The sequence below is a fragment of the Arthrobacter sp. Y3223151 genome (assembly GCF_059091125.1).
In genome coordinates this window covers 241,740-262,666 of the sequence record NZ_JBNHGI010000004.1, presented here as the reverse complement: position 1 = coordinate 262,666, position 20,927 = coordinate 241,740, and the positions used below count along the sequence as shown (strand labels likewise).

At 65.7% G+C, this 20,927-nt stretch carries 24 protein-coding genes; 17 read left to right on the top strand and 7 right to left on the bottom strand.

The features are described 5' to 3' along the window. Positions 1-137 precede the first annotated feature (137 nt). From secY to AC5RUP_RS08660, 4 genes are all read left to right on the top strand, one after another. The gene (secY, locus tag AC5RUP_RS08675) at positions 138-1,451 is read left to right on the top strand and encodes a preprotein translocase subunit SecY (RefSeq protein ID WP_493979207.1); all 1,314 of its coding nucleotides are present in this window, start codon (positions 138-140) and stop codon (positions 1,449-1,451) included. Continuing rightward, a complete protein-coding gene (locus tag AC5RUP_RS08670; RefSeq protein ID WP_494022495.1) occupies positions 1,448-2,023 on the top strand; it encodes an adenylate kinase in 576 nt (191 codons plus the stop codon). Before secY ends, AC5RUP_RS08670 begins: the two co-directional genes overlap by 4 nt. 30 nt (positions 2,024-2,053) lie before the next feature. Continuing rightward, positions 2,054-2,881 (top strand): type I methionyl aminopeptidase, encoded by an 828-nt coding sequence (map, locus tag AC5RUP_RS08665; RefSeq protein ID WP_494000473.1) that lies wholly within the window; start codon positions 2,054-2,056, stop codon positions 2,879-2,881. A 273-nt stretch (positions 2,882-3,154) separates the two neighbouring features. Next, on the top strand, positions 3,155-4,000 hold the full coding sequence (locus AC5RUP_RS08660; RefSeq protein WP_494153940.1) for a metal-dependent hydrolase: 846 nt from the start codon (positions 3,155-3,157) through the stop codon (positions 3,998-4,000). On the opposite strand, the gene AC5RUP_RS08655 is transcribed toward AC5RUP_RS08660, so the two are convergent. Further along, positions 3,918-5,660: an HNH endonuclease gene (locus AC5RUP_RS08655; RefSeq protein ID WP_494153939.1), complete on the bottom strand. Its 1,743-nt coding sequence runs from the start codon at positions 5,658-5,660 to the stop codon at positions 3,918-3,920. The genes AC5RUP_RS08660 and AC5RUP_RS08655 overlap by 83 nt on opposite strands. A gap of 256 nt (positions 5,661-5,916) precedes the next feature. Here AC5RUP_RS08655 and AC5RUP_RS08650 point away from each other — a divergent pair, with 256 nt between their 5' ends. The 7 genes from AC5RUP_RS08650 to rplQ all read left to right on the top strand — a co-directional run bounded on the left by AC5RUP_RS08650 (position 5,917) and on the right by rplQ (position 10,365). Beyond that, on the top strand, positions 5,917-6,957 hold the full coding sequence (locus tag AC5RUP_RS08650) for a P1 family peptidase (RefSeq protein ID WP_494158464.1): 1,041 nt from the start codon (positions 5,917-5,919) through the stop codon (positions 6,955-6,957). 219 nt (positions 6,958-7,176) lie between these two features. Then, positions 7,177-7,398, top strand: a complete 222-nt coding sequence (gene infA / locus AC5RUP_RS08645) for a translation initiation factor IF-1 (RefSeq protein ID WP_005267757.1) — start codon at positions 7,177-7,179, stop codon at positions 7,396-7,398. Positions 7,399-7,475: 77 nt separating this feature from the next. Beyond that, complete coding sequence (gene rpmJ, locus AC5RUP_RS08640) at positions 7,476-7,589, top strand: 50S ribosomal protein L36 (protein WP_005267758.1); 114 nt, start codon at positions 7,476-7,478, stop codon at positions 7,587-7,589. A gap of 161 nt (positions 7,590-7,750) precedes the next feature. Then, positions 7,751-8,125 carry a 30S ribosomal protein S13 gene (gene rpsM / locus AC5RUP_RS08635; protein WP_493979201.1) on the top strand — a complete coding sequence of 125 codons (375 nt, stop codon included), beginning with the start codon at positions 7,751-7,753 and terminating at the stop codon, positions 8,123-8,125. Between the two features lie 46 nt (positions 8,126-8,171). Then, complete coding sequence (gene rpsK / locus AC5RUP_RS08630; protein WP_005267760.1) at positions 8,172-8,573, top strand: 30S ribosomal protein S11; 402 nt, start codon at positions 8,172-8,174, stop codon at positions 8,571-8,573. Between the two features lie 158 nt (positions 8,574-8,731). Further along, positions 8,732-9,736: a DNA-directed RNA polymerase subunit alpha gene (locus tag AC5RUP_RS08625; protein ID WP_493979200.1), complete on the top strand. Its 1,005-nt coding sequence runs from the start codon at positions 8,732-8,734 to the stop codon at positions 9,734-9,736. Between the two features lie 65 nt (positions 9,737-9,801). Continuing rightward, positions 9,802-10,365, top strand: a complete 564-nt coding sequence (rplQ, locus tag AC5RUP_RS08620) for a 50S ribosomal protein L17 (protein WP_494022499.1) — start codon at positions 9,802-9,804, stop codon at positions 10,363-10,365. A gap of 69 nt (positions 10,366-10,434) precedes the next feature. Here the strand turns inward: rplQ and AC5RUP_RS08615 are convergent, their stop codons facing one another. Together AC5RUP_RS08615 and AC5RUP_RS08610 are read right to left on the bottom strand one after the other, a co-directional pair. Beyond that, positions 10,435-11,328, bottom strand: coding sequence for a cytochrome c oxidase assembly protein (locus AC5RUP_RS08615; protein WP_494158463.1), 894 nt, complete (start codon positions 11,326-11,328; stop codon positions 10,435-10,437). Beyond that, on the bottom strand, positions 11,325-11,870 hold the full coding sequence (locus AC5RUP_RS08610) for a DUF2243 domain-containing protein (protein ID WP_494155298.1): 546 nt from the start codon (positions 11,868-11,870) through the stop codon (positions 11,325-11,327). The genes AC5RUP_RS08615 and AC5RUP_RS08610 overlap by 4 nt, the downstream gene beginning before the upstream one ends. 173 nt (positions 11,871-12,043) lie before the next feature. Between AC5RUP_RS08610 and AC5RUP_RS08605 the strand changes: the two genes are divergently transcribed. Further along, entirely contained in the window at positions 12,044-12,976 is a 933-nt protein-coding gene (locus AC5RUP_RS08605) for a tRNA pseudouridine synthase A (protein WP_494158462.1), read from the top strand. A gap of 185 nt (positions 12,977-13,161) precedes the next feature. Here the strand turns inward: AC5RUP_RS08605 and AC5RUP_RS08600 are convergent, their stop codons facing one another. The 4 genes from AC5RUP_RS08600 to AC5RUP_RS08585 are packed head-to-tail and all read right to left on the bottom strand — an operon-like array spanning position 13,162 to position 16,370. Beyond that, positions 13,162-13,545, bottom strand: coding sequence for a flagellar assembly protein FliW (locus tag AC5RUP_RS08600; RefSeq protein ID WP_494000466.1), 384 nt, complete (start codon positions 13,543-13,545; stop codon positions 13,162-13,164). After that, on the bottom strand, positions 13,542-14,426 hold the full coding sequence (locus AC5RUP_RS08595) for a flagellin N-terminal helical domain-containing protein (protein ID WP_494132082.1): 885 nt from the start codon (positions 14,424-14,426) through the stop codon (positions 13,542-13,544). Before AC5RUP_RS08595 ends, AC5RUP_RS08600 begins: the two co-directional genes overlap by 4 nt. Before the next feature lie 29 nt (positions 14,427-14,455). Continuing rightward, a complete protein-coding gene (gene flgK, locus AC5RUP_RS08590; protein WP_494153979.1) occupies positions 14,456-15,874 on the bottom strand; it encodes a flagellar hook-associated protein FlgK in 1,419 nt (472 codons plus the stop codon). Positions 15,875-15,884: 10 nt separating this feature from the next. Further along, positions 15,885-16,370 (bottom strand): flagellar protein FlgN, encoded by a 486-nt coding sequence (locus AC5RUP_RS08585; protein WP_493979193.1) that lies wholly within the window; start codon positions 16,368-16,370, stop codon positions 15,885-15,887. Positions 16,371-16,614: 244 nt separating this feature from the next. On the opposite strand from AC5RUP_RS08585, the gene AC5RUP_RS08580 reads away from it, so the two are divergent. The 5 genes from AC5RUP_RS08580 (at position 16,615) to AC5RUP_RS08560 (ending at position 20,892) form a co-directional block, all read left to right on the top strand. After that, positions 16,615-17,427: a sigma-70 family RNA polymerase sigma factor gene (locus AC5RUP_RS08580; protein WP_494153982.1), complete on the top strand. Its 813-nt coding sequence runs from the start codon at positions 16,615-16,617 to the stop codon at positions 17,425-17,427. A 148-nt stretch (positions 17,428-17,575) separates the two neighbouring features. Continuing rightward, on the top strand, positions 17,576-18,487 hold the full coding sequence (locus AC5RUP_RS08575; RefSeq protein ID WP_494153978.1) for a flagellin N-terminal helical domain-containing protein: 912 nt from the start codon (positions 17,576-17,578) through the stop codon (positions 18,485-18,487). 122 nt (positions 18,488-18,609) lie between these two features. Further along, positions 18,610-19,950 carry a flagellar filament capping protein FliD gene (gene fliD / locus AC5RUP_RS08570; protein WP_494153977.1) on the top strand — a complete coding sequence of 447 codons (1,341 nt, stop codon included), beginning with the start codon at positions 18,610-18,612 and terminating at the stop codon, positions 19,948-19,950. Further along, positions 19,947-20,393, top strand: coding sequence for a flagellar export chaperone FliS (gene fliS, locus AC5RUP_RS08565; RefSeq protein WP_494153976.1), 447 nt, complete (start codon positions 19,947-19,949; stop codon positions 20,391-20,393). The genes fliD and fliS overlap by 4 nt, the downstream gene beginning before the upstream one ends. Beyond that, a complete protein-coding gene (locus AC5RUP_RS08560; protein WP_494158461.1) occupies positions 20,356-20,892 on the top strand; it encodes a hypothetical protein in 537 nt (178 codons plus the stop codon). Before fliS ends, AC5RUP_RS08560 begins: the two co-directional genes overlap by 38 nt. The last annotated feature ends 35 nt before the right edge of the window (positions 20,893-20,927 follow it).

Genomic DNA, 20,927 nt, shown 5'->3' with positions numbered 1-20,927 from the left:
ACGCCGGCCGCCACGAGTTCAGCCGCTTTAAGGCACACCACGTATTCTTAACCCGTTTAATGCGAACGGGCCGAGCCGATAGACTCGGATCTTGTGACTTGCCGCGCAGCGGCATCAGAAACTTCTTGGGAGGACGCTTGCTTAGCGCAATTGGCCGGGCATTCCGGACGCCGGACCTGCGGCGCAAGTTGCTGTTCACGCTCGGCATCATGACGGTCTACCGCATGGGCGTCTTCATTCCGGCCCCCGGCGTGGACTACGGCAACGTGCAGCAGTGTCTGGCGCTGGGCAACACCAGCGGCGGGCTGTACCAGTTCGTCAACCTCTTCAGCGGCGGTGCGCTGCTGCAGGTGTCCATCTTCGCCCTCGGCATCATGCCGTACATCACCGCCAGCATCATCGTGCAGCTGCTGCGCGTCGTCATTCCCCGGTTCCAGGAGCTGCACCAGGAAGGCCCGCAGGGCCAGTCCAAGCTCACGCAATACACCCGGTACCTGACCATCGCGCTGGGCCTGCTCAACGCCACGACACTGGTGTCGCTGGCGCGGACCGGCGCACTCCTGGGGGACTGCCCGGTCCCGATCATTCCCGAGGACAACCTGGTCACGATCTCGCTGATCATCCTGACCCTGACCGCAGGCACCGGCCTGATCATGTGGATGGGCGAACTGATCACCGAGAAGGGCGTCGGCAACGGCATGTCCCTGCTGATCTTCATCTCGATTGCCGCCGGTTTCCCGAGCTCGCTGGGCGAGATCTGGAACACCCAGGGCGTGAACGTTTTCCTGGGCGTGCTGATCGTCGGCCTGCTGACCGTCGCCGCGGTGGTCTTCGTGGAACAGTCGCAGCGACGCATCCCCGTGCAGTACGCCAAGCGCATGGTGGGACGCCGCACCGTCGGCGGCACCAGCACGTACATCCCGATCAAGGTGAACATGGCCGGTGTCATCCCGGTAATCTTCGCGTCGTCGATGCTGTACCTGCCGTCGCTGATCGCCCAGTTCAACACGCCGGCCGACGGCACCACCGCGCCGCCGGAGTGGGTCAACTGGATCAACACCTACCTGGTCAGCGGGGACTCGCCGTTCTACATGGCGGTCTACTTCGCGCTGATCGTCTTCTTCACCTACTTCTACGTGGCCATCACGTTCAACCCCGAGGAAGTCGCGGAGAACATGAAGAAGTACGGCGGTTTCATCCCGGGCATCCGGGCCGGCCGCCCCACGGCGGAGTACCTGCAGTACGTGCTGGCCAGGATCACGCTGCCCGGCGCGCTCTATCTGGGCATCGTCTCGCTCATCCCGCTGATCGCCCTGGTACTGATCAACGCCAACCAGAACTTCCCGTTCGGCGGCGTCTCCATCCTCATCATGGTTGGTGTGGGTTTGGAGACCGTCAAACAAATCAACGCTCAACTACAGCAACGTCACTACGAAGGACTTCTGCGATGACACAAATGCTCATTATCGGCCCGCCCGGATCGGGCAAAGGCACCCAGGCCTCCCGCATCTCCGATCGGCTGGGCATCGTCGCGATCTCCACCGGAGACATCTTCCGCGCCAACGTGAAGGAAGAGACGCCGCTCGGCGTCGAGGCCAAGAAGTACATCGATAAGGGCGAGTTCGTGCCGGACAGCGTCACCAACAACATGGTGCGCGACCGGTTGAAGCAGCCCGACGCCGCCGACGGCTTCCTGCTGGACGGCTACCCCCGCACCAGCGGCCAGGTCGACGAGTTGGACAGCATCCTGGCCGAGGCCGGCTCGCAGCTGGACATCGTGCTGCAGCTGACCGCCGACGACGAGGAGCTGGTCAAGCGCCTTCTCGGCCGCGCCGCGCAGGAAGGCCGCAGCGATGACAACGAGACGGTGATCCGGCGCCGGCTGGCCCTGTACCACGAGCAGACGGAGGCCGTGGTGAGTCGTTACGCCGACCGCGGGATCGTTGCGACCGTTGACGGCATCGGCGACATCGACGAGGTCACCGAGCGCATCATGTCCGCGCTCAAGTCCGTCACGGCCTGACACCCGCCAGACAGTTAGAAGAGGCAGCCCATGGCCTTCGGCCAGCCCAGCATCGAATACAAGACCAAGGACCAGATCCGGAAAATGCGGACCGCCGGCCTGGTGGTCAGCCGCGCCCTGGACGCTGCGGTTGCCGCCGCCGTCCCCGGCGCGACTACGGCGGATGTGGACGCGGCCTTCGAAGCGGTGCTGGACGAGGCCGGGGCCAAGAGCAATTTCAAGGGCTACCACGGCTTCCCCGCAACGGTCTGCGTGTCCGTGAACGAGGAAGTGGTCCACGGAATCCCGGGCGGCAAGGTGCTCGGCGACGGGGACATCATCTCGATCGACGGGGGCTGCAGCATCGACGGCTGGCACGGTGACTCCGCCCGCGGGGTGATCGTGGGCACCGCCGATCCGGAAGACCAGCGGCTGTCCGACGTCACGGAGGAGGCCATGTGGCACGGCATTGCCGCCCTTGCCACCGGCCACCGCGTGGGCGACATCGGCAACGCCATCGACGATTACGTTTCCTCCGTGCCGGGCAAGCCGTTGGGCATCCTTGAGGACTACGTGGGCCACGGCATCGGCACCGCCATGCACCAGGCCCCGGATGTGCTGAACTACCGGACGAATCACCGCGGCCCGAAGATCCGTCCCGGGCTCTGCCTGGCCATCGAACCCATGCTGGTGCGCGGGGACATCGAGACCAAGGTGCTGGACGACGACTGGACCGTGGTGACCACGGACGGCTCCCGGTCCTGCCAGTGGGAGCACACCGTGGCAGTGCACGACGGCGGCATCTGGGTTTTGACGGCCGAAGACGGGGGAGCGGCGAGGCTGGCTCCGCTGGGGGTTACCCCGGTGCCGCTGGACTAACCGCCCGCTGCCACTTCCTAGGCCTGACGTCATCGAAAGGCCGGACCCGCTGGATCCATCGTCCAGCCGGCCCGGCCTTTCGAGGTTAATCCGCAGCCCGCAGGTCTGATCCCGGCTCGCCGCGGCCAGCCGACTGGCTGCGCACCGGCGCCCGCACTCCGACCCGGCCCCCGCCGCGGCCAGCCGACTGGCTCCGCACCCTGATCCCGGCTCGCCGCGGCCAGCCGACTGGCTGCGCGCGGACGCCGCCCTCCCGAAAGGACCTTGCCCATCATGATGGGAGCCCACCACGCCCTCTCCGGCGCCGCCGCTTGGATCGCGGTCACCAGCCAGGTCCATGTGCCGCTGGATGCCCTGACGACGCCGATGGGCTGGGGCGGGCAGAGCCTCACCCTCGGCTGGGGGCTGCTGGACGTGGGGCCGCTCGGCCTGATCACCGGTGCCATGGTGACCGCCGGCGCGGCACTCGTTCCGGATGCCGACCACCGCCACGCCACCATCGCCCGCTCGCTGCCGCCGCTCTCCAATGCGGTCTGCGCGGGCATTGGCGCTGTGGCCGGCGGGCACCGCAGGGGCACCCACTCGCTGATCGGCTTGGCGGCGTTCGTGGCGATCGCGTGGGTCGCCGGGCTCTGGACGGCCGAGACCGAGCTGTTCGGCACGGTCTACCCGGGCGCCGGTCTCCTGTGCGTGTTGCTGGTGGCCTTTGCCGCCAAGGCCCTGAAGTTCCTGCCCGACGGGCTGCAGAAAATTCCGTGGGTCGTCGGTTTGTCGGTGGCGGCCTTCATCGCCCTGTACGCCCCGGAACAACACAACTGGTTCCCGTTGGCCATGGGCATAGGCGTCGTCATGCATGTGCTCGGCGACATGCTGACCACCGGGGGAGTGAACCTGCTGTGGCCGCTGCGGATCAAACCCCCGAAGGTGTGGCGCAGGATCCCGCTCCTCAACGCTATCTGGCGGCGGAACGGCTACTTCGCCCTGCCGCTCCTGGGCAATGCCGGTTCGGCACGCGAATGGGCACTGCTGGTCCCGGTCAGCGCCTATGTGGTGGTCCTGCTCCTCGGGGCCTGCCTCGACGTCGGGCAGCAGAGCCTGGTGGCCATCGGTGCCGGCTAGCTGCTAAACGCCGGACTTGGGATGAGTCTGAGGGCTGCACCGAGCGGCGACGAGCGCCAACGGGCCGGCCGCTAGGCCGCTTTCGTTCCCGGCGGAGGGGTGCCCGGCGGCGGCGGCGCGGTGTTGGGTAGGTGTGCCCGGTGGGGGTCGTGGTTTCGACTTGGTGCAGGGGCCGCCCGCCGACTGTCCGGTTGGACCAGCTTTCGGCTTCTTTGTCCTGGTTACAGCGTTCGCACAGGCCCTGTCCGTTGGTGATGGTGGTTTTCCCGCCGTCGGACCAGGCGACGATGTGGTCGATGTGCCGGATCGGGGCGTCGCACCAGGGGCCGGAGCAGACCTGGTCGCGGGCGATGACCATCCGGCGTAGTCCGGCCGGGAACCTGCGTGCTTTCGAGTCCATGCCGAGCAATTGTCCGGTGCCCGGTGCGGTGTAGATGCGGCGGATCCAGACGTCCGCCACGCCGCCGGGTTTCAGCTCTTTGCTGCGCCGGGTGTTCTGCCGTGCGGTCTTCCAACCAGGTTCGGTGCCTGCCGGCGGCGCATTCTGACGGGGCGCTTCGCCCGGCGGCTCCTGGTCGGTCAGCGTTCCTGCCGGCGCTCTGTGGTCGGGTGTCCTCTTGCCGGCCAAGCCCGCTGCGTGGCCGATGCCGGCCCTGGCGTTGCCGGTTGGTATGGGCGGGTTTTGCGGGAGGCGGATGAGGTCCCGGGCGTATTGAGCCGGGACCACGCCGTAGCCGGTGAGCCAGGCCGGTTCGCTGTCGCCTTGGAGCAGGGCGCGGTCCGTCATGACGAGCTGGATTTCGGTGCGGGCCGGGTCGGCGGTGGAGGCACCGGTGACGCGTTCGAACATGGTGTCGGCCATGGCCTGGCCGCGAGTCCTGGCGTCGCCGTTGTTGCGCAATCGGTCGGCTTCGCGGCGCAGCGCGGCCATCAGGGCCACGCCCTGCACGACGGGCAGCAGTGTCCGGACGGCCACCATGGTGTCGGGTTGGGGGCGGGCGGAGACGTGCCGGTCGGCTTCGGCTTTCGCGGCGCGGTTCACCACGGCGCGGGGGTCCAGACGGTAGGCGATCCGTTTGGCTTCGGCTTCGAGTTGCCGGTTGCCCAGCCCGTGCAGGCGGGCCGGGTTGCCGGCCAGCTCCTGGTCCACCGCGGCCCGGTCTTCCTTGGTCAGGCACGCGGTTTCGCGGACCAGGGTCGCTGCGCGCCACTCGTTCAGGTGCCCGGTGGCCAAGGCGTTCAGGGTGTGCGGCATTTCGGCGACCAGGATCTTCGCGACGCCGAGCATGAGCGCGGCGCGGTGCGGGGATTCCCGCCGCGCCAGCCCGATCTGCTTCGCGATGCCCTGGCCCTGCCGGTTCTTCGGGGCCCCGGCGGCGGCGCGCCGGGCCCGCGTGGCCTTATCCAGGGCTACCTGCAACTTGGCCTGGGCGGCGGCGGCCGCGTCCTTGGCGTTTTCCAGCGCGGTGATCCGGTCCACCAGGTCCTGTTCGGAACCGAGCAGGTCGACCCGGGCCAGGGCGCCGGCGAAGGCGTCGATCCCGGGCGTCCGGACCGGCACACCGGTCCCCGCGATCGCAGGCCGCGTTCCCTGCGCTGCCTCGGCTGCTTCGGGTGCCGTGACTGCTTCTGGTGGCTCGGGTCCTGCCGGATCAAACATATCGGCGTCTCAATCTTCGGCGTGCCCGCGGCACGGCAGCGACTACGAGAGGTCGTGGAACAAGGTCCGCAGACGCCGCCGGGACCCCCCGCCCCGATGGCCAACGATGCTGCTGAACTACTAAGAACAGGCTATTAGCCGGGTACGACAGTTTCGGAACCCGCAGTGGACCGGTGGGCAGGGGAGACGTGAGGAGCGTGCTTAACCGATGCACCTCATCCTTGCTCATCCTCATCCTCCGGGCGAGGATGAGGCCATGGCTTCTTCCATTACCGATGTGCCCGGCATCCGCGTGGGTCAGGTCCAGAAGATCGGCGACGGCTGGCTCACCGGCGTCACGGTGGTGCTGCCACCGGCCGGGACGGTTGGCGCCGTGGACGTTCGCGGGGGCGGGCCGGCCACGCACGAGACCGATGCGCTCGATCCCACCACGCTGGTGCCCACGGTAGATGCCGTGGTGCTCGCCGGGGGCAGCGCCTTCGGGCTGGTGGCCGCGCACGGGGCGCAGCGCTGGCTGGAGGAGCAGGGGCTCGGTTTCCGCACCCAGAATGCAGTGGTGCCGATCGTTCCGGCGGCAGCCATCTATGATCTTGGCCGGGGCGGGGACATCAAGGCGCGGCCGGATGAGCAGATGGGGTACGACGCCGCTGCCTCCGCGGGTGCCATGGAGGACTTTGGTGCGGTGCAGCGGGGCAATGCGGGCGCCGGTACTGGGGCGGCGATGGGCTTCCAGCAGTACAAGGGGGGAGTGGGGACCGCCTCGCTGCGCATGGGCGGCGCTAACGAGGGCATCGTGGTCGGCGCGCTCGCGGTGGCCAATGCCGCCGGCGCGCCGTTCACGGGGGCGCTCCCAGGGCGCGGCGGCAGTGCGGCGGGCACTGACACCGGTGCCGGCCGCCTTGGCGGGGTGTCGGCAGCAACCGGGGGCCCGGGCCGGCGGGCCGGGGAACCGAAACGACCCGGGCAGCGGCCGGCGTCCCCGCTGAACACAACCCTGTGCGTGGTCGCCACCAACGCAGTGTTGGATCCGGCACAGGCGAAGCGGACGGCCTGCGCCGCGCACGCCGGCCTGGCCCGGGCCGTTAGCCCGTCGCACACCCTGATGGATGGGGATGTGATCTTCGCCCTGGCCACCGGGGCGCAGCAGCTCGTGCAGGACGGGCCCGTCGACCCCCGGGCGGAACTGCACGTGTTGGCCGCAGAAGCGGTCACCGCGGCCATTTGGGACGCCGTGGTGAGTGCCGAACGGGTGGAGGCGGCCGGCGTCGTCCTGGAGAAGTATCCGCACCTCGGCTGAAGTCTGCCGCGCGCAGGTCCCAGGCGTTACCCGGATTTAACTTTATTCGGCTTCCGGAGTACAGTTGTCTGTTGGTTGTCTCTACTTCCATGCCCATCTTCGGGTGCATGGCGCCCGCGAAAGCCTGCCGGAACGTACGGCTCAGTGGGAGTGTAGCGGCAAGCGAAACCCTAAAACTAGCCACCGCTCCGGCGATGGTTACTGACGTTAGCGGAGGATATGGCTAAGAAAGACGGTGTCATTGAGATTGAAGGCACTGTGCAGGAGGCTCTGCCCAATGCGATGTTCCGCGTTGAGCTGACCAACGGGCACGTTGTGCTGGCTCATATCTCGGGAAAGATGCGTCAGCACTACATCAGGATCCTCCCCGAGGACCGCGTTGTGGTGGAACTCAGCCCGTACGACCTCTCACGGGGCCGTATCGTCTACCGCTACAAGTAAAGGCTTATGCCGCAGGCAACTGCGGAGAACCGTAAGTAGTTACAAGGCAGCATCAGCTAACAACGCAAAGGAAAACCATGAAGGTCCAGCCGAGCGTCAAGCGGATTTGTGACAAGTGCCAGGTGATTCGTCGCAAGGGCAACGTCATTGTGATCTGCGAGAACCCGCGCCACAAGCAGCGCCAGGGCTAAGACTCCTGCTTCAAGCAGGGGCAGCACGCCCACGCGTAGTAACTCAAAGATAAAGGCAGCGCAGCAGGGCAACCTGCACACCCCCGGCACGGAGGCCGGGGACCCGAACAACGGGGCCGCGCTGCTTCAGACCTCCGGATACAACAAGGAGAACCGCCACTATGGCTCGTCTCGCTGGCGTAGATATTCCCCGCGAAAAGCGGGTAATTATCGCCCTGACTTACATCTACGGCGTGGGTAAGACCCGTGCAGAGCAGGTTATCGCGGAGACCGGCATCAGCCCGGAAACCCGTGTCAAGGACCTCACCGACGCTGAGCTCGTGCAGCTGCGTGACTTCATCGAGGGCAACTACAAGGTAGAAGGCGACCTCCGCCGCGAAGTTGCAGCCGACATCCGCCGCAAGGTTGAGATCGGCAGCTACGAAGGCATCCGCCACCGCCGTGGCCTGCCCGTCCGCGGACAGCGCACCAAGACCAACGCTCGCACCCGCAAGGGCCCGAAGCGCACCGTCGCCGGTAAGAAGAAGACCCGCTGATTCCCAGCCGGTCAGATAGCTACCAACCAACTTTGTAGGAGAAGCAATGCCCCCCAAGACTCGTGGAGCGGTACGCAAGCCGCGTCGCAAGGACAAGAAGAACATCGCGCTGGGCCAGGCGCACATCAAGAGCACCTTCAACAACACCATCGTGTCCATCACGGACCCGACCGGTGCCGTCATCTCGTGGGCCTCGGCCGGCGAGGTTGGCTTCAAGGGCTCCCGCAAGTCCACCCCGTTCGCCGCGCAGATGGCTGCCGAATCGGCCGCCAAGCGTGCCCAGGAGCACGGCCTGAAGAAGGTCGACGTCTTCGTGAAGGGCCCGGGGTCGGGACGCGAGACCGCAATCCGTTCGCTGCAGGCCGCTGGCCTCGAGGTTGGCTCCATTCAGGACGTCACCCCCAGCGCGCACAACGGTTGCCGTCCGCCGAAGCGCCGCCGCGTCTAAACAGCCCAAGGATACTTTTGGCCGCCGCACAGATTCCTCCCACTTTTGCGGGAGAGTCTGTCGGCGGCCGAAAGTTCCACGCTGGAGGCTGACCAGCCGCCCTTTTCCACCAATTCGTGCTGCGTCATATAGCGGATGCTCGCTGAAAGGAAATCTAAGTGCTCATTGCACAGCGCCCCACCCTTACTGAAGAAGTAGTGGCCGATAACCGCTCCCGGTTCGTCATCGAACCGCTGGAGCCGGGCTTTGGCTACACCCTCGGAAACTCCCTCCGCCGCACGCTGCTGTCCTCGATTCCGGGGGCTGCCGTCACCAGCATCCGCATCGACGGCGTGCTGCATGAGTTCACCACCGTGCCGGGTGTGAAGGAAGATGTCACCGAGATCATCCTGAACATCAAGAACCTGGCTGTCTCCTCCGAGCACGACGAGCCCGTGGTTGCCTACCTGCGCAAGCAGGGACCCGGCGTCGTCACCGCCGCGGACATCGCGCCGCCGGCCGGCGTGGAATTCCACAACCCGGACCTGCACATCGCCACGCTGAACGAGAAGGGCAAGTTCGAACTCGAACTGACCATCGAACGCGGCCGTGGCTACGTGTCGGCAGCCCAGAACAAGTCCGGCGACCAGGAGATCGGCCGCATCCCGGTCGACTCCATCTACTCGCCGGTGCTGAAGGTGACCTTCAAGGTTGAGGCAACCCGTGTTGAGCAGCGCACCGACTTCGACCGCCTGATTGTCGACGTCGAAACCAAGGCCTCCATTGCACCGCGCGACGCCGTCGCCTCTGCCGGAACCACCCTGGTTGAACTGTTCGGCCTGGCCCGCGAGTTGAACACCGCCGCCGAAGGCATCGAGATCGGCCCGAGCCCCACGGACGCCGCCCTGGCTGCCGACATGGCCCTGCCGATCGAGGACCTGGAACTGACCGTCCGTTCCTACAACTGCCTTAAGCGTGAGGGCATCCACACCGTGGGTGAACTCGTTGCCCGCTCCGAGGCCGACCTGATGGACATCCGCAACTTTGGTGCCAAGTCCATCGACGAGGTCAAGGCAAAGCTGGTGGAACTGGGTCTGTCGCTGAAGGATTCGCCTCCTGGGTTCGATCTGGCTGCCCGCGCCGCAGCCATCGACGAGGACGAAACCTTCGAGGACGAACTCTAAAACGCAAGAATTCTGCCGCCACGGCGCTCGGGAGCGCACAGCGGCACCATTGAGGAGAAAACATAATGCCTACCCCCGCTAAGGGTCCGCGCCTCGGAGGCGGTCCTGCCCACGAGCGCCTGATGCTCGCCAACCTGTCCGCCGCGCTCTTCGAGCACAAGCGGATCACCACCACGGTCACCAAGGCCAAGCGCCTGCGCCCGTTCGCCGAGCGCCTAATCACCTTCGCCAAGCGCGGCGACCTGGCCTCGCGCCGCCGCGTGCTGGCAGTGATCAGCAACAAGGGCATCGTGCACGAGCTGTTCACCGACATCGCGCCGGTGATGACCAACCGCGACGGCGGCTACACCCGCATCACCAAGATCGGCAACCGCAAGGGCGACAACGCCCCCATGGCCGTCATCGAACTGGTGATGGAGCCGGTGTCCCCGAAGCAGGCCGTCGTGAACGAGGCCGAGAAGGCCACGGCCAAGGCTGCCCCGGCTCCGGTCGAGGAAGAGACCGCTTCGGCCGAGTCCGCTGACTCGCCCGAGTCGGCGCAGTCCGGCGATTCCGCTGACTCTCCCGAGTCAGCGGAGTCCGCTCCGTCGGCGGAGTCCGCTGAGGAAGCTGCCGAAGAGAAGAAGTAGTTCTTCGCCTTCACGCGTGAGGCCCGCCGTCCCCTTCCGGGGCGGCGGGCTTTTGCGTATCTCAAAGACTCACATCACGACGCCGGTGCCCGCCTCGGGAGAGCGGGTTCCGTTTCCGCGGGAGCTTGGTGCGGCCGGTTCTTTGGGACGCGGTTCAGTGTCGTGGCGGGGAGCCGGCCGGCGTGGCTGCGGCACGCGCCGGGGCCGCCACGTCGACACCAGCGCGAAGGCCAGCAACAGCTCGGCGACGTCCCCGCCGTAGTACATCAGGTCGCCGGCAAGCCTCAGCTCGGCCGCCGGCGCGGGGACCTGGACGAACAGCCCCGCGTAGAGCAGCTGGGACAGGACCGCATGGCCGGCGATCGCGACGCCCAGCACCACCAGCCTCGCCGGCACGGAGGGCCTGCGCGGCGCCGGGTCCGGCCCGGCGACCACCCAGGCGAAGAGGCAGCCGGCGGCCAGGAAATGCAGGTGGATGGCGTGGTGCAGCAGCGGGGTGTCCGCCGCCAGTGAGTAGAGCGGCGTGAAGTACAGGCCCGCCAGCCCGCCGAGGGTGAGGATCAGCGCAGTCACCGGGTTGGTCACCAGGTGGGCCGGCCGTGAGCGCAGCACCCTGCCGATCAGCTTGCCGCGACGGCGCGGCACCGACCTCAGCAGCAGGGTCACGGGCGCACCGAGGACCAGCCCGATCGGCGCATACATGCCAATCAGCAGGTGCTGGACCATGTGGGCCGGCACCCCGCCCGGCGGCAGCGGTATCAGCTGCGGCGCGAGGCCCAGCGCCAGCAACAGCGAGCCTGCCAGGAACGAAGCGGTCCGCCAGCGGCTCCAGCCGCGGTCCTCGCGGCTCCGCAACCACGCCAACGCCAGGTAGGCGACTGCCGCCGCCGCCACGAGCGCCGGCGGCAGCACGCCGTCGAACGCGGCTGGCTGGTGGTTGAGGGCAGAGTGGGCGCCGATCACGCCGGATCCTTTCCCGAGGCCCTCAGGTCTACCACCCGCCCGGACCGTTGCAGCAGCCAGCCGCCGATCACCAGCAGTGCCCCGAACAGCAGAAAGAGGATGTCGGCCAGCATCTGGTACTCGCCGCCGATGACGTGATGAATGGCGAGGAGGTGGTGGTCGATGATCCCCTCCACGAGATTGAAGAGTCCCCAGCCGAGGAGCATCCAGCCCCAGAGGGTCCGGGATGCCCAGACCCGCCCGCGCGAGGACGTCACCCGCGAGTACAACAGCCCCAGCCCGATCAGCACGGCCAGCCAGGTCGCCGTATGGAACAGGCCGTCCCACAGCGTGTTCATCTGCAGGCCGTGGACGGTGTTCGCCGGGTACGAACCGACGTCGATGTTCGCGGTGTCCGCGCTCGTGAGCATATGGTGCCACTGCAGGATCTGGTGCAGCAGGATCCCATCCACGAAGCCGCCCAGCCCCACCCCGAGGACGATCCCGGGCAGGGCGATCCGGCGGTTGTGATCCGTGGTTGCCACGTCGGGGCTGCCTGCCATCGTTCCTCCGAACCTTGCGGTCCCGCCCGGGGGTGCGGGCATCGTCCCAGCAACATAGACCGAATGCCTGCCCCCGTCGACAGTCCGCCGACGTCTGGACGGTTCCCGCCCGCAACCGGGACGGGCGCCGGCGGCATCCGGGACCCTCGGGGGCTCCCGGTAGCATGGAATCCATGCCTCCGACTGTCTCACCCGTCCCCGACCAGGACGGCGGGCCCTTGCGTGTCCGCCTGGATCTTGCGTACGACGGCGGCCCCTTCAGCGGGTGGGCCGTGCAGCCCGGCCGGCTGACCGTGCAGGGCGCGCTCGAGGAAGCGCTGGCGGTCATGCTCCGCCGGCCGATCCGGCTGACAGTTGCCGGCCGCACCGACGCCGGGGTCCACGCCCGCGGGCAGGTGGTTCATTTCGACCTGGACCCGGGGGAGTGGCACGGGCTGGCCCGCGGCCGCGAGGTCGATCCCGCCGAAGCCCTGGTACGGCGCTTGCGCGGCGTGCTGGCCAAGGTGCTCGGCGGCCGCGTCGGCGCCCCGGTGCCCTATCGGGACCTTGCCGGGGCCATCGAGGTCAAGCGCGCCGTCGTCGCCCCCGACGGATTCGACGCCCGGTTTTCCGCCCTCTGGCGCCGCTACAGCTACCGGATCGCGGACCGGGCCGAGACGTGGGACCCGCTGTCACGCAACACCACGCTGTGGCACAAGCACGCCGTCGACGTCGATCTCCTCAACCGCGCAGCCGCAAAACTCCTGGGCATCGGCGACTTCCTGGCCTTCTGCAAACCCAGGGAAGGCGCCACCACCATCCGGGAGTTGCAGAAGTTCGACTTCGCCCGCGGCGCCGACGGCGTGGTCACGGCCACCGTGCAAGCGGACGCGTTCTGCCACAACATGGTGCGTGCCCTGATCGGCGCATCGTTGATGGTTGGCAGCGGCGAGCAGGCGCCGGAGTGGCTGCGCGACCGGATGCGGGCGAAGGTACGGGACTCGAAGAGCAAGCTGGCTCCGCCGCACCCGTTGGTGCTGGAAGAGGTGCTCTATCCCGACGGCGGTGAGCTGCTGCGCCGGGCGGATCTGACGCGGGCAAAACGCGAGGACCCGGACGAGGGGTGAGGGTGGTTGCTTCCGGCGGTTCCCCCATAAGCCGCCGGAAGCCATTAACCGGTGATTCCGGATCCCCCAGCAGGTCCCTTGGACCGTGGGCATAACTCTTGCACGGTAGCCGCCGTCAGCTCAAGAGTTTCAGACGTCTGACTTCTACTGGCGTTACTGCGGTGTCACGCGATCGGCGGGTGAGGCTAGGCGGCCTGCGGCGTCAGTTCGGCACGAAGCGGCCAGTCCTGGCCTTCCAGAATGACTTGGGCGCTGACGCCGGTGTGCACGTTGACCACGATCGGGGCCATCAGGTTCACGGTGGTGCCCGATTCGCCGGGGTTGGCCACCACCAGCACCATGGCGTCCTCGGAGGCATTGAGGTCCAGGGCGGCACGGTCGTCGTCGGAAATCACGGGGGTGTACTGGTTCAGGTAGGTCGCGGCGTCCAGGACGAAGAGGCGCTTGCCCGGTTCGGCCACGGGCTGCAGGGAGTACAGGCCGGCCGCTCCCGCGATCTCGTCCAGCGTGAAGTCGACCAGCGGTGCCAGTCCCGGGGGAGGGGCCACGAAGGTCAGCGCGGCGCTCATCGCAGGAAGTCCATCAGCGTCGGCTGCAGCACCCGAGCCGTGACCTGCAGGGCGGCCTGATAGGCCACTTCCTGCATCTTCAGGTCCAGGATTACCTTTCCGATATCCGGATCCTCGATCCCGGAGCGCCGGGCTTCAAGCGAAACAGCTTCGTCCAAGTTCGTCTCCTGCGCTTTCAGGATCTGGGCGTGGCGGGTACCGACCTCGGCGCGTGCGTTGATCACGGTGTTCAGCCGGTCGTCGATGGCGTTCAAGTCTTCGCTGACGCTGCCAGTGCCGTTGAGCTTGGCGATCATCGTATCCAGCAGGGCGAAGACCGACGGGCCCTTGCCCGTGGAATCGTCGCCGAAGACCGCAGCAGCGCTGGCATCGACGCGCACCGTCTGGTGTTCCCCGGGTCCGATGCGGCGCTCGACCCCGGTGGCACTCGGTTCCGTCACGGTGTACGGCGCGGTTGGGGGGTCGTTATATACGTTTGGCTTGTCGGAGTTCCCCGCAAACACGTTGCGTCCCAGGTACTGCGTCCGAGTCGCAGCCAAGAGGCTTTCCTTGATGCTGCCAAGCTCCAAGGCGACGGCCTCGCGTGCCGTCTGCGAGATGGAACCATTGGAAGCCTGGATCGTCAGGTCGCGGGCCTTGTTGAGCAAGTCGGTGACCGTGCCCAGCGCGGAGTCGGCGGTGGTGAGCCAGCCATTGGCGTCGTCGATGTTGTGCTTGTATTGCGCGTTGGCGCGCATATCCGCACGAGTGCGCATGGAATCGGCGGTGCCCGTCGGGTTGTCCGAGGGGCGGGCAATCAACGACTCGCCGGCGGCCAGCTCCTGCAGCTTGGCAATACGCGCCATATTGTCCTGCAGGTTGCGCTGGGCGAAGCTGCTCATCGTTTGGTTGGTGACTCTTGAAATCATGGCTACCTCCCGACCAATCCGGTGCGGTTGATCAACGTATCGAGCATTTCATCAATCGCCGTCATCACCCGGGCCGCGCCCTGGTAGGCGTGCTGGTATGTCAGCAGGTTGACGTTCTCTTCGTCCATATCCACCGACGCGTTGGACAGTTGCAAGGTCTTGGCCGACTGGGACGCGATGCCCGCGAGGTTGGACTGCTGCAGCTCCGTCTTCGCGGCTACGCCGATGGTGGTGACAATGTTCTCCCAAACGCGGTCAGGGGAGCCTGCTCCAACGCCAAGCTGAGAGATTTTGTCAGCGACAGATCCGTCCAACGCACCCGCATCTTCGCCGCGGGTTGCAAGGTCAGCGGCCTTTTTGATCTCCACCGCTAGAGTGGACGCCTCGTTGCCATCCAACATGCTGAAGAACGGCTTACCGGTTACGCCCCCGCTGGTGTAGCCGTCCGCATGAATCTGGTTGACGCCTTCAGCCAACGTTTTCGCAAATCCGTTGTAGCTTTCGGCCGCCGCCCGGAGTGGGCCGCCGTCCGTACCACCGCTCAACATCGACAACGCCCCAGCGATCTCGCCACCCCCGAGCACAACCGGCATGTCGTTCCGGCTCGGGCTTTCCCACACCAGGCTGACCCCGTTAGGGCCCGAAATGTCTGTGTCCGATCCAGGTGCAACGGCGATTCTTTGGGCGCTGGAACCAGTGACAATCGCATTGCCGCCGATCAGCACATCCACCTGCCCGTCGCTGCCGTGGCGAACCGTGGCTCCGGTCAGGGCAGCCAGCCGTTCAGTCAGCAGGTTGCGGTGGTCCATCAGCTCGTTCGCGGAGCCTCCGTTGGCAACAGCAAAACGAATCTTCTCGTTGAGATTGGCTACCTGGGACGCAGTGCCGTTGACCTCTGCGGTCATGGTGTCCACATCGGAGCGCAGGCGGGAGAACTGCTCGCGAACTTCTCGGTAACCGCGCTTGATCATGTCGGCCAGGATGTTCGCCTCTTCCAGCACCACCGCGCCGGCAGCGCCGTCATCCGGCCGGTTCGACAGGGCCTGCCAGGAGGCCCAAAACTCCTGAAGCTGCGTCGAGATGCCGTATTGGCCCGGCTCGCGCAAGGACGCTTCCAGGCCGGACATCGTATCGGCGCGCACTGCAGAATACCCAGCGACACCGGCCGAGAACCGGACGCGCGTATCCAGGTGCATGTCACCCAGTCGCGCAATCGCGTCCACCGAAACGCCTTGGCCGATCTGCACTCCGCCGGTCAGCAGCCCGGTGCGGTCGAGGGCGCCGATGGACGACGTACTGACCCGCTGGCGGGTATAGCCCTCGGTATTGGCGTTGGCGATGTTCTGGCCCACCACGTTCAACCCTTGACGGGCAGCCACCAGACCGGTGTACGCGGTGTTCAGGCCGCTGAAGGTACTCACTGCGAAAACCTCAGATCGTTGTGTCGAACAGCTGGGAGCGGTTGCCCGAAAGCCCTGCCGTCCCCTGTGCGTCGTAGGTCCCGGCATCGGGATTGAAATTGGCCAGCGTTTCCTGGGTGGACCGGGCAGCCGCACGCAGGAACTTCTCGTTCACGTCGCGCAGTTCGCGGATCTGCAGGGTCAGCTGGGTCAGTGCCTGCAAATGTCCCTTGAAGATCTCTCCCCATGGCCCCACCGGTGCCTGTTCGGTCAGCTCGCGCAACGTGGCGCCTTCCGGCGTATCCCACTCCCGGGCCAGTGCGGCCACCTCGACCGTGCGGGCCAGGCCGGCGTCGCGCAGCCGCTCCAACACCTGTTCCACCTCCCGGGTGGCGTGCTGCAGCCACCGGGACTTGCCGGCGGTCAGGAGCAGCTGCTCCTCCTCGAGTTTGAAGACCAGCAGTTCAAGAAGTTCGCGTTCGTGCCACAGCATGGCGGACAGTTCATGGGCTCCCATGTCAGGCACCTCCCCTGGTTGATTCTGCGGACTCAACCCCCGCGGGTCCGCGTCAAAAAGCCGCACTGGATGAACAGTGAGTAACGGCATGGCTACATTCCTATCTATCGGCAGCGCGAGCCCTTGCGTTAGGAGCATTTGATGGTAGGTTTCACCAAGAGATGAATCGTTCTTCCAAGGCCGCACCTCTTGGTAGCAGGGATGGTTTGTCCACGTATTTCTGGGCTCGGAGGGGGACATGTCAGTGAATCGTGCTGACCGTAACGCACTGGTGGTTGAAAACCTCCCGCTCGTCGGATACCTGGTCTCCGAAGTGTGCGCCAAAGCCACCCACCTTTCCCGCGACGACCTCGCCTCTGCCGGCTCGGTAGCGCTCATCACCGCCGCCGACGCCTTTAATCCGGATCTCGGCGTTCCCTTCGGCGCCTTCGCCCGCCGTCGCATCATCGGCGCCTTTGCCGACGAGATGCGGGCCATCGACTGGGCCCCCCGCTCCGTTCGCAAGCGGATCAAGGAAACGCTGTCCGTGCGCGAAACCCTGACCGCCGAACTCGGCCGCTACCCGAGCGTTGACGAGCTTGCCGCCGCCCTGGGGGTTGACCGCGAGACCGCGGAAGCCGCCATGGACGATGCTTCCCGCACCGTCTCCGCCCTGGACGACACCACGGCCGAATTCCTGGTCTCCGAGACGGCGTCGCCCGAAGGTTCACTCCTCACCGAGGAGCGGCTCGCCTTCCTGAAGGCCGCCGTGCACCACCTTCCGGCGAAGATGCGCTACATCGTGGAGCAAATCTACTTCGAGGACCGCACCGTCAAGGAAATCGCCGAAGAGCTCGGCGCTACCCACTCGGCCGTCTCCCAGCAGCGCTCCGAGGCCATCCGCCTCCTCCGGGACGGCCTGCACACGCACTATTCCGACGACGGCGGCGCCAGCCACGTGCCCGAGTCGCGGATCGCTCCCTCGCGTCGGAAGGCATATCTGACTGCGCTGGCCGATCAGACCATCGGCGGGATTACACGCTTCGCCGCCACGCAGCCAAGGGCCGCGGTTTCTTGACCTGTTCGCAGCAGCCGGCCCCGGCCGCCCGCACCGCGAAAAATTCTTTGCACTTCTCCTAACGGATCCTCGCAATCCTCCGATAGCTACAAGTGCCAGCCCATGGACGGGCCGGTGAATTTGTACCATCTCATGGAGGAGTTTCATCATGGCTTTCGCCATTAACACCAACGTTGCGGCCCTGAACTCGTACCGCAACCTGTCGAACACCCAGAACGACATTTCCAAGTCCCTGGAGAAGCTGTCCACCGGCCTGCGCATCAACCGCGCTGCCGATGACGCAGCCGGCCTGTCGATCTCCGAGGGCCTGCGCTCGCAGGTCAACGGCCTGAACGTTGCCGCCCGCAACGCCCAGGACGGCATCTCTGTCATCCAGACCGCTGAAGGTGCGCTCACCGAGGTCCACTCCATCCTGCAGCGCATGCGCGACCTTGCCGTTCAGGGTGCCAACGACTCCAATAACGGCGCATCACGGCAGGCCATTCAGGATGAAGCCGATGAGCTGAGCATGGAACTTCACCGAATCACGAAGTCGACCACGTTTAACGGGATTGCGCTTCTGGACGGTGACGGGAACGGCGGGGATAAGTCTTTGTCGTTCCAGGTTGGTGCAGATGGAGACGTGAACAACAGAATCTCTGTGGCACTGGCTGACGTGACTAAGGCTCTGACGGTTAAGGATGCCGCCGACGCTGATGTCGTTTTGATCTCGGATGGGACTAACCCCGCCGCTGGATTCAATGTTACCGACTCTGCTGACGGTGCGGGCGATGCGCACATTCGCGCGCAGGCGACTATCGAGGCACTCGACTCGGCGATTGCCAATATTTCGGACCAGCGCGCTGGACTCGGCGCCGCACAAAACCGTTTTGAGTCGGCCATCAAGTCCATCAACATCTCTGCGGAGAACCTGTCTGCTTCGGAATCCCGTATCCGCGACACCGACATGGCATCGGAAATGGCCAAGTTCACCAAGAACCAGATCATGTCCCAGGCCGGCACCGCGATGCTGGCTCAGGCCAACCAGATCAACCAGGGTGTGCTGCAGCTCCTCGGCTAAATCGGGGTAGCTAACGGCTGAATGCGGCCCGGCAGCGAGGCGAACGAATTGGACCTCACACTCTTCGCTGCCGGGCGTCAGCATCTCTTCTCATAAACAGACTTCTTCCAGGAGGAACTGGCGTGGCGTTTTCGATTGGCGGCATGGTCAGCGGTTTGGACACCGCCACCATGATTAACCAGCTGATGCAGCTGGAAGCGCGTCCGCAGTCCCTGTTAAAAAATAAGGTCTCCAGCACCCAGACGCTGGTCAGCGCACTTCAAGCGCTGAATACGCGCATCTCCGATCTCGGAAAAACCGCCACCGAGACGAGCAAAGCGAACGCGCTCAACATCTACTCAGGCACAAGCAGCTCTGAGAAAGTCTCAGTGGTAACGGCCGAAGGAGCCTCCGCAGGTGCTATCGATCTGGAAGTCGTCGAACTGGCGAAGTCACAGGTTTCGGTATCTGCGCTTCTGAGTGACTGGCCAGAATCCGCGACAGCCCTCACCATTGCGCTCAAGGACGGCATCATTACTGTGCCCACAGAGGGCAAGACCTGGGACCAGATCGTCAGGGAGATCAACGAGTCTGGTAAAGGCATCACCGCGACGAAAGTTTCTGTGGGCTCGGATGCGGCGATCCCGGAATTCCGGCTGCAGCTGGTTGCAAAAGAGACCGGTGCGGATAATCTCTTCACCGTTTCTGCCGTAGGCGGGGCCTTCGATGTCACGAGGATAGCGGAAGCAAGAGATGCCACGGTGTCCCTTTGGGGCGGCCTAGAGACCGTCTCTTCTTCGACCAACACATTCACCAACCTTCTTCCAGGTGTAAGCGTTACCTTGGGGGCGAACGCGGTCAAGGGCGACAAATCATCCATCGCCGTCACTCGCGACGACGAGGCCGTCACTGCCAAATCCAAAGCGCTGGTTGACGGTTTGAAGGATCTGTTCGCCTTCATCTCTAAGAACTCCTCCGTGAACGTCTCCACGTCCACCGGGTCAACGACGACCAAGGGCGGCATCTTCACCGGGGACAGCAGCGTCCGTGACATTCAGCAGCGAATGATGACCGCCGCGATCAGCCCCATCGAGGGACGATCGCCGTCGGAGATCGGCATCAGCATCACCAAGGACGGCTCGATTGAGTTTGATGCCGACAAGTTCGGCAAGGCGATGATGGAAGACTCTGCGTGGGTCGAGAAGGTGGTCCAAACGATCGCCGGTCGCGTGGCTACGGCTGCAACGGATGCCTCGGACAAGTACGACGGTGCCATCACCAAGCGAATCCAAGGCCAGGAATCACTGGTCCGCAGTATGAATGATCAAGTCGCCGAGTGGGATACCCGGTTGGCGATGCGCCGCTCCACGCTGGAACGTACCTGGGCTCAACTTGAAGTAACGCTGAACGGCCTGCAGTCGCAGGGGGACTGGCTCAACTCGCAGCTGGCCACCCTGCCCTCATGGGGGAGTACGAAGAAATGACACTGACATACGGGCCGGGCTTCGGCGCCCAGGCCAAGAGGAACCAGTTCCAGCGCGACGCGATCATGTCCGCCACACCGGCCCGGCTGCTGACCATGTTGTATGACCGGCTGCTCTTGGACCTGAACCGGGCGGAGGCCGCGCAGCAGAACCAGCACTGGTCGGTGGCGTCCGAGAATCTGATCCATGCGCAGGCCATCGTGTCCGAGCTGATGTCGTCGCTGAAGACGGACGTGTGGGACGGGGGAGAGGGCCTGAAAGCGCTCTACACCTACACGCTGACCGCGATGATGAACGCGAACATCCACCGCGATGCTGACCGGACCCGCGAATGCATTGAACTGCTGGAGCCGCTGCGCGAGGCCTGGCACGAGGCCGCCGGGCAGCTACCGGCACAGCCTTCCCGTGGCGTCGGCCTCGGCGGCGAACTTGGCATTGCCTGACATGCCGGAGGGCGACGTTTCCGCGCTGGAGCGCTGGACAGCCGTGCTGGATGAACTCGAGCTGGCTCTCGCCGAGGCGGCCGAGACCCGTGGCCAAGGCACCGGACCCAACGAAACAGCCGAGACCGGTGGCCATGGGAGCAGACTCACCGAGACGGCCGACACCGGGAGCCACGCCAGCGGACTCACCGAAACGGCCGAGACCGAAGGCCAGGGCAGCAGCGCGCCCGCCGACGTTGCCGAACCCGTGGACAAGGCCGATGGGGCGGCGGTGAGCAGCCCTCGCACCGCCGTCGCGCGGTGGAAGGCCCCGCAGGGGCTGGGGCCGATCCCGGACGCGCTGGTTGAGCGGGCGACAGAGCTCGCGGCCGCGCAGCAGGAAGTGATTCGTGAATTGCGCGCCGAGATGCGGCAAAACCGCCAGCAATCCGCGCTCTTGGATGCCGTCCCCACGCCCGGAACTTCAGGCCGTTCCGTTTACCTCGACGTAAACGGTTAACCATTCTCAAGATTCACCTAACGCGCCCCCGTTTG

Excerpts from the sequence above, each read along its gene's own strand:
- AC5RUP_RS08605 (WP_494158462.1), top strand. The coding sequence starts at position 12,044 with ATGCCTCCGACTGTCTCACCCGTCCCCGACCAGGACGGCGGGCCCTTG.
- rpsK (WP_005267760.1), top strand. The coding sequence starts at position 8,172 with ATGCCCCCCAAGACTCGTGGAGCGGTACGCAAGCCGCGTCGCAAGGAC.
- rpmJ (WP_005267758.1), top strand. The coding sequence starts at position 7,476 with ATGAAGGTCCAGCCGAGCGTCAAGCGGATTTGTGACAAGTGCCAGGTG.
- AC5RUP_RS08595 (WP_494132082.1), bottom strand. The coding sequence starts at position 14,426 with ATGAGCAGCTTCGCCCAGCGCAACCTGCAGGACAATATGGCGCGTATT.
- AC5RUP_RS08650 (WP_494158464.1), top strand. The coding sequence starts at position 5,917 with ATGGCTTCTTCCATTACCGATGTGCCCGGCATCCGCGTGGGTCAGGTC.
- AC5RUP_RS08660 (WP_494153940.1), top strand. The coding sequence starts at position 3,155 with ATGATGGGAGCCCACCACGCCCTCTCCGGCGCCGCCGCTTGGATCGCG.
- AC5RUP_RS08670 (WP_494022495.1), top strand. The coding sequence starts at position 1,448 with ATGACACAAATGCTCATTATCGGCCCGCCCGGATCGGGCAAAGGCACC.
- AC5RUP_RS08585 (WP_493979193.1), bottom strand. The coding sequence starts at position 16,370 with ATGGGAGCCCATGAACTGTCCGCCATGCTGTGGCACGAACGCGAACTT.
- fliS (WP_494153976.1), top strand. The coding sequence starts at position 19,947 with ATGACACTGACATACGGGCCGGGCTTCGGCGCCCAGGCCAAGAGGAAC.
- rplQ (WP_494022499.1), top strand. The coding sequence starts at position 9,802 with ATGCCTACCCCCGCTAAGGGTCCGCGCCTCGGAGGCGGTCCTGCCCAC.
- AC5RUP_RS08655 (WP_494153939.1), bottom strand. The coding sequence starts at position 5,660 with ATGTTTGATCCGGCAGGACCCGAGCCACCAGAAGCAGTCACGGCACCC.
- AC5RUP_RS08575 (WP_494153978.1), top strand. The coding sequence starts at position 17,576 with ATGGCTTTCGCCATTAACACCAACGTTGCGGCCCTGAACTCGTACCGC.
- rpsM (WP_493979201.1), top strand. The coding sequence starts at position 7,751 with ATGGCTCGTCTCGCTGGCGTAGATATTCCCCGCGAAAAGCGGGTAATT.
- AC5RUP_RS08600 (WP_494000466.1), bottom strand. The coding sequence starts at position 13,545 with ATGAGCGCCGCGCTGACCTTCGTGGCCCCTCCCCCGGGACTGGCACCG.
- infA (WP_005267757.1), top strand. The coding sequence starts at position 7,177 with ATGGCTAAGAAAGACGGTGTCATTGAGATTGAAGGCACTGTGCAGGAG.
- map (WP_494000473.1), top strand. The coding sequence starts at position 2,054 with ATGGCCTTCGGCCAGCCCAGCATCGAATACAAGACCAAGGACCAGATC.
- AC5RUP_RS08610 (WP_494155298.1), bottom strand. The coding sequence starts at position 11,870 with ATGGCAGGCAGCCCCGACGTGGCAACCACGGATCACAACCGCCGGATC.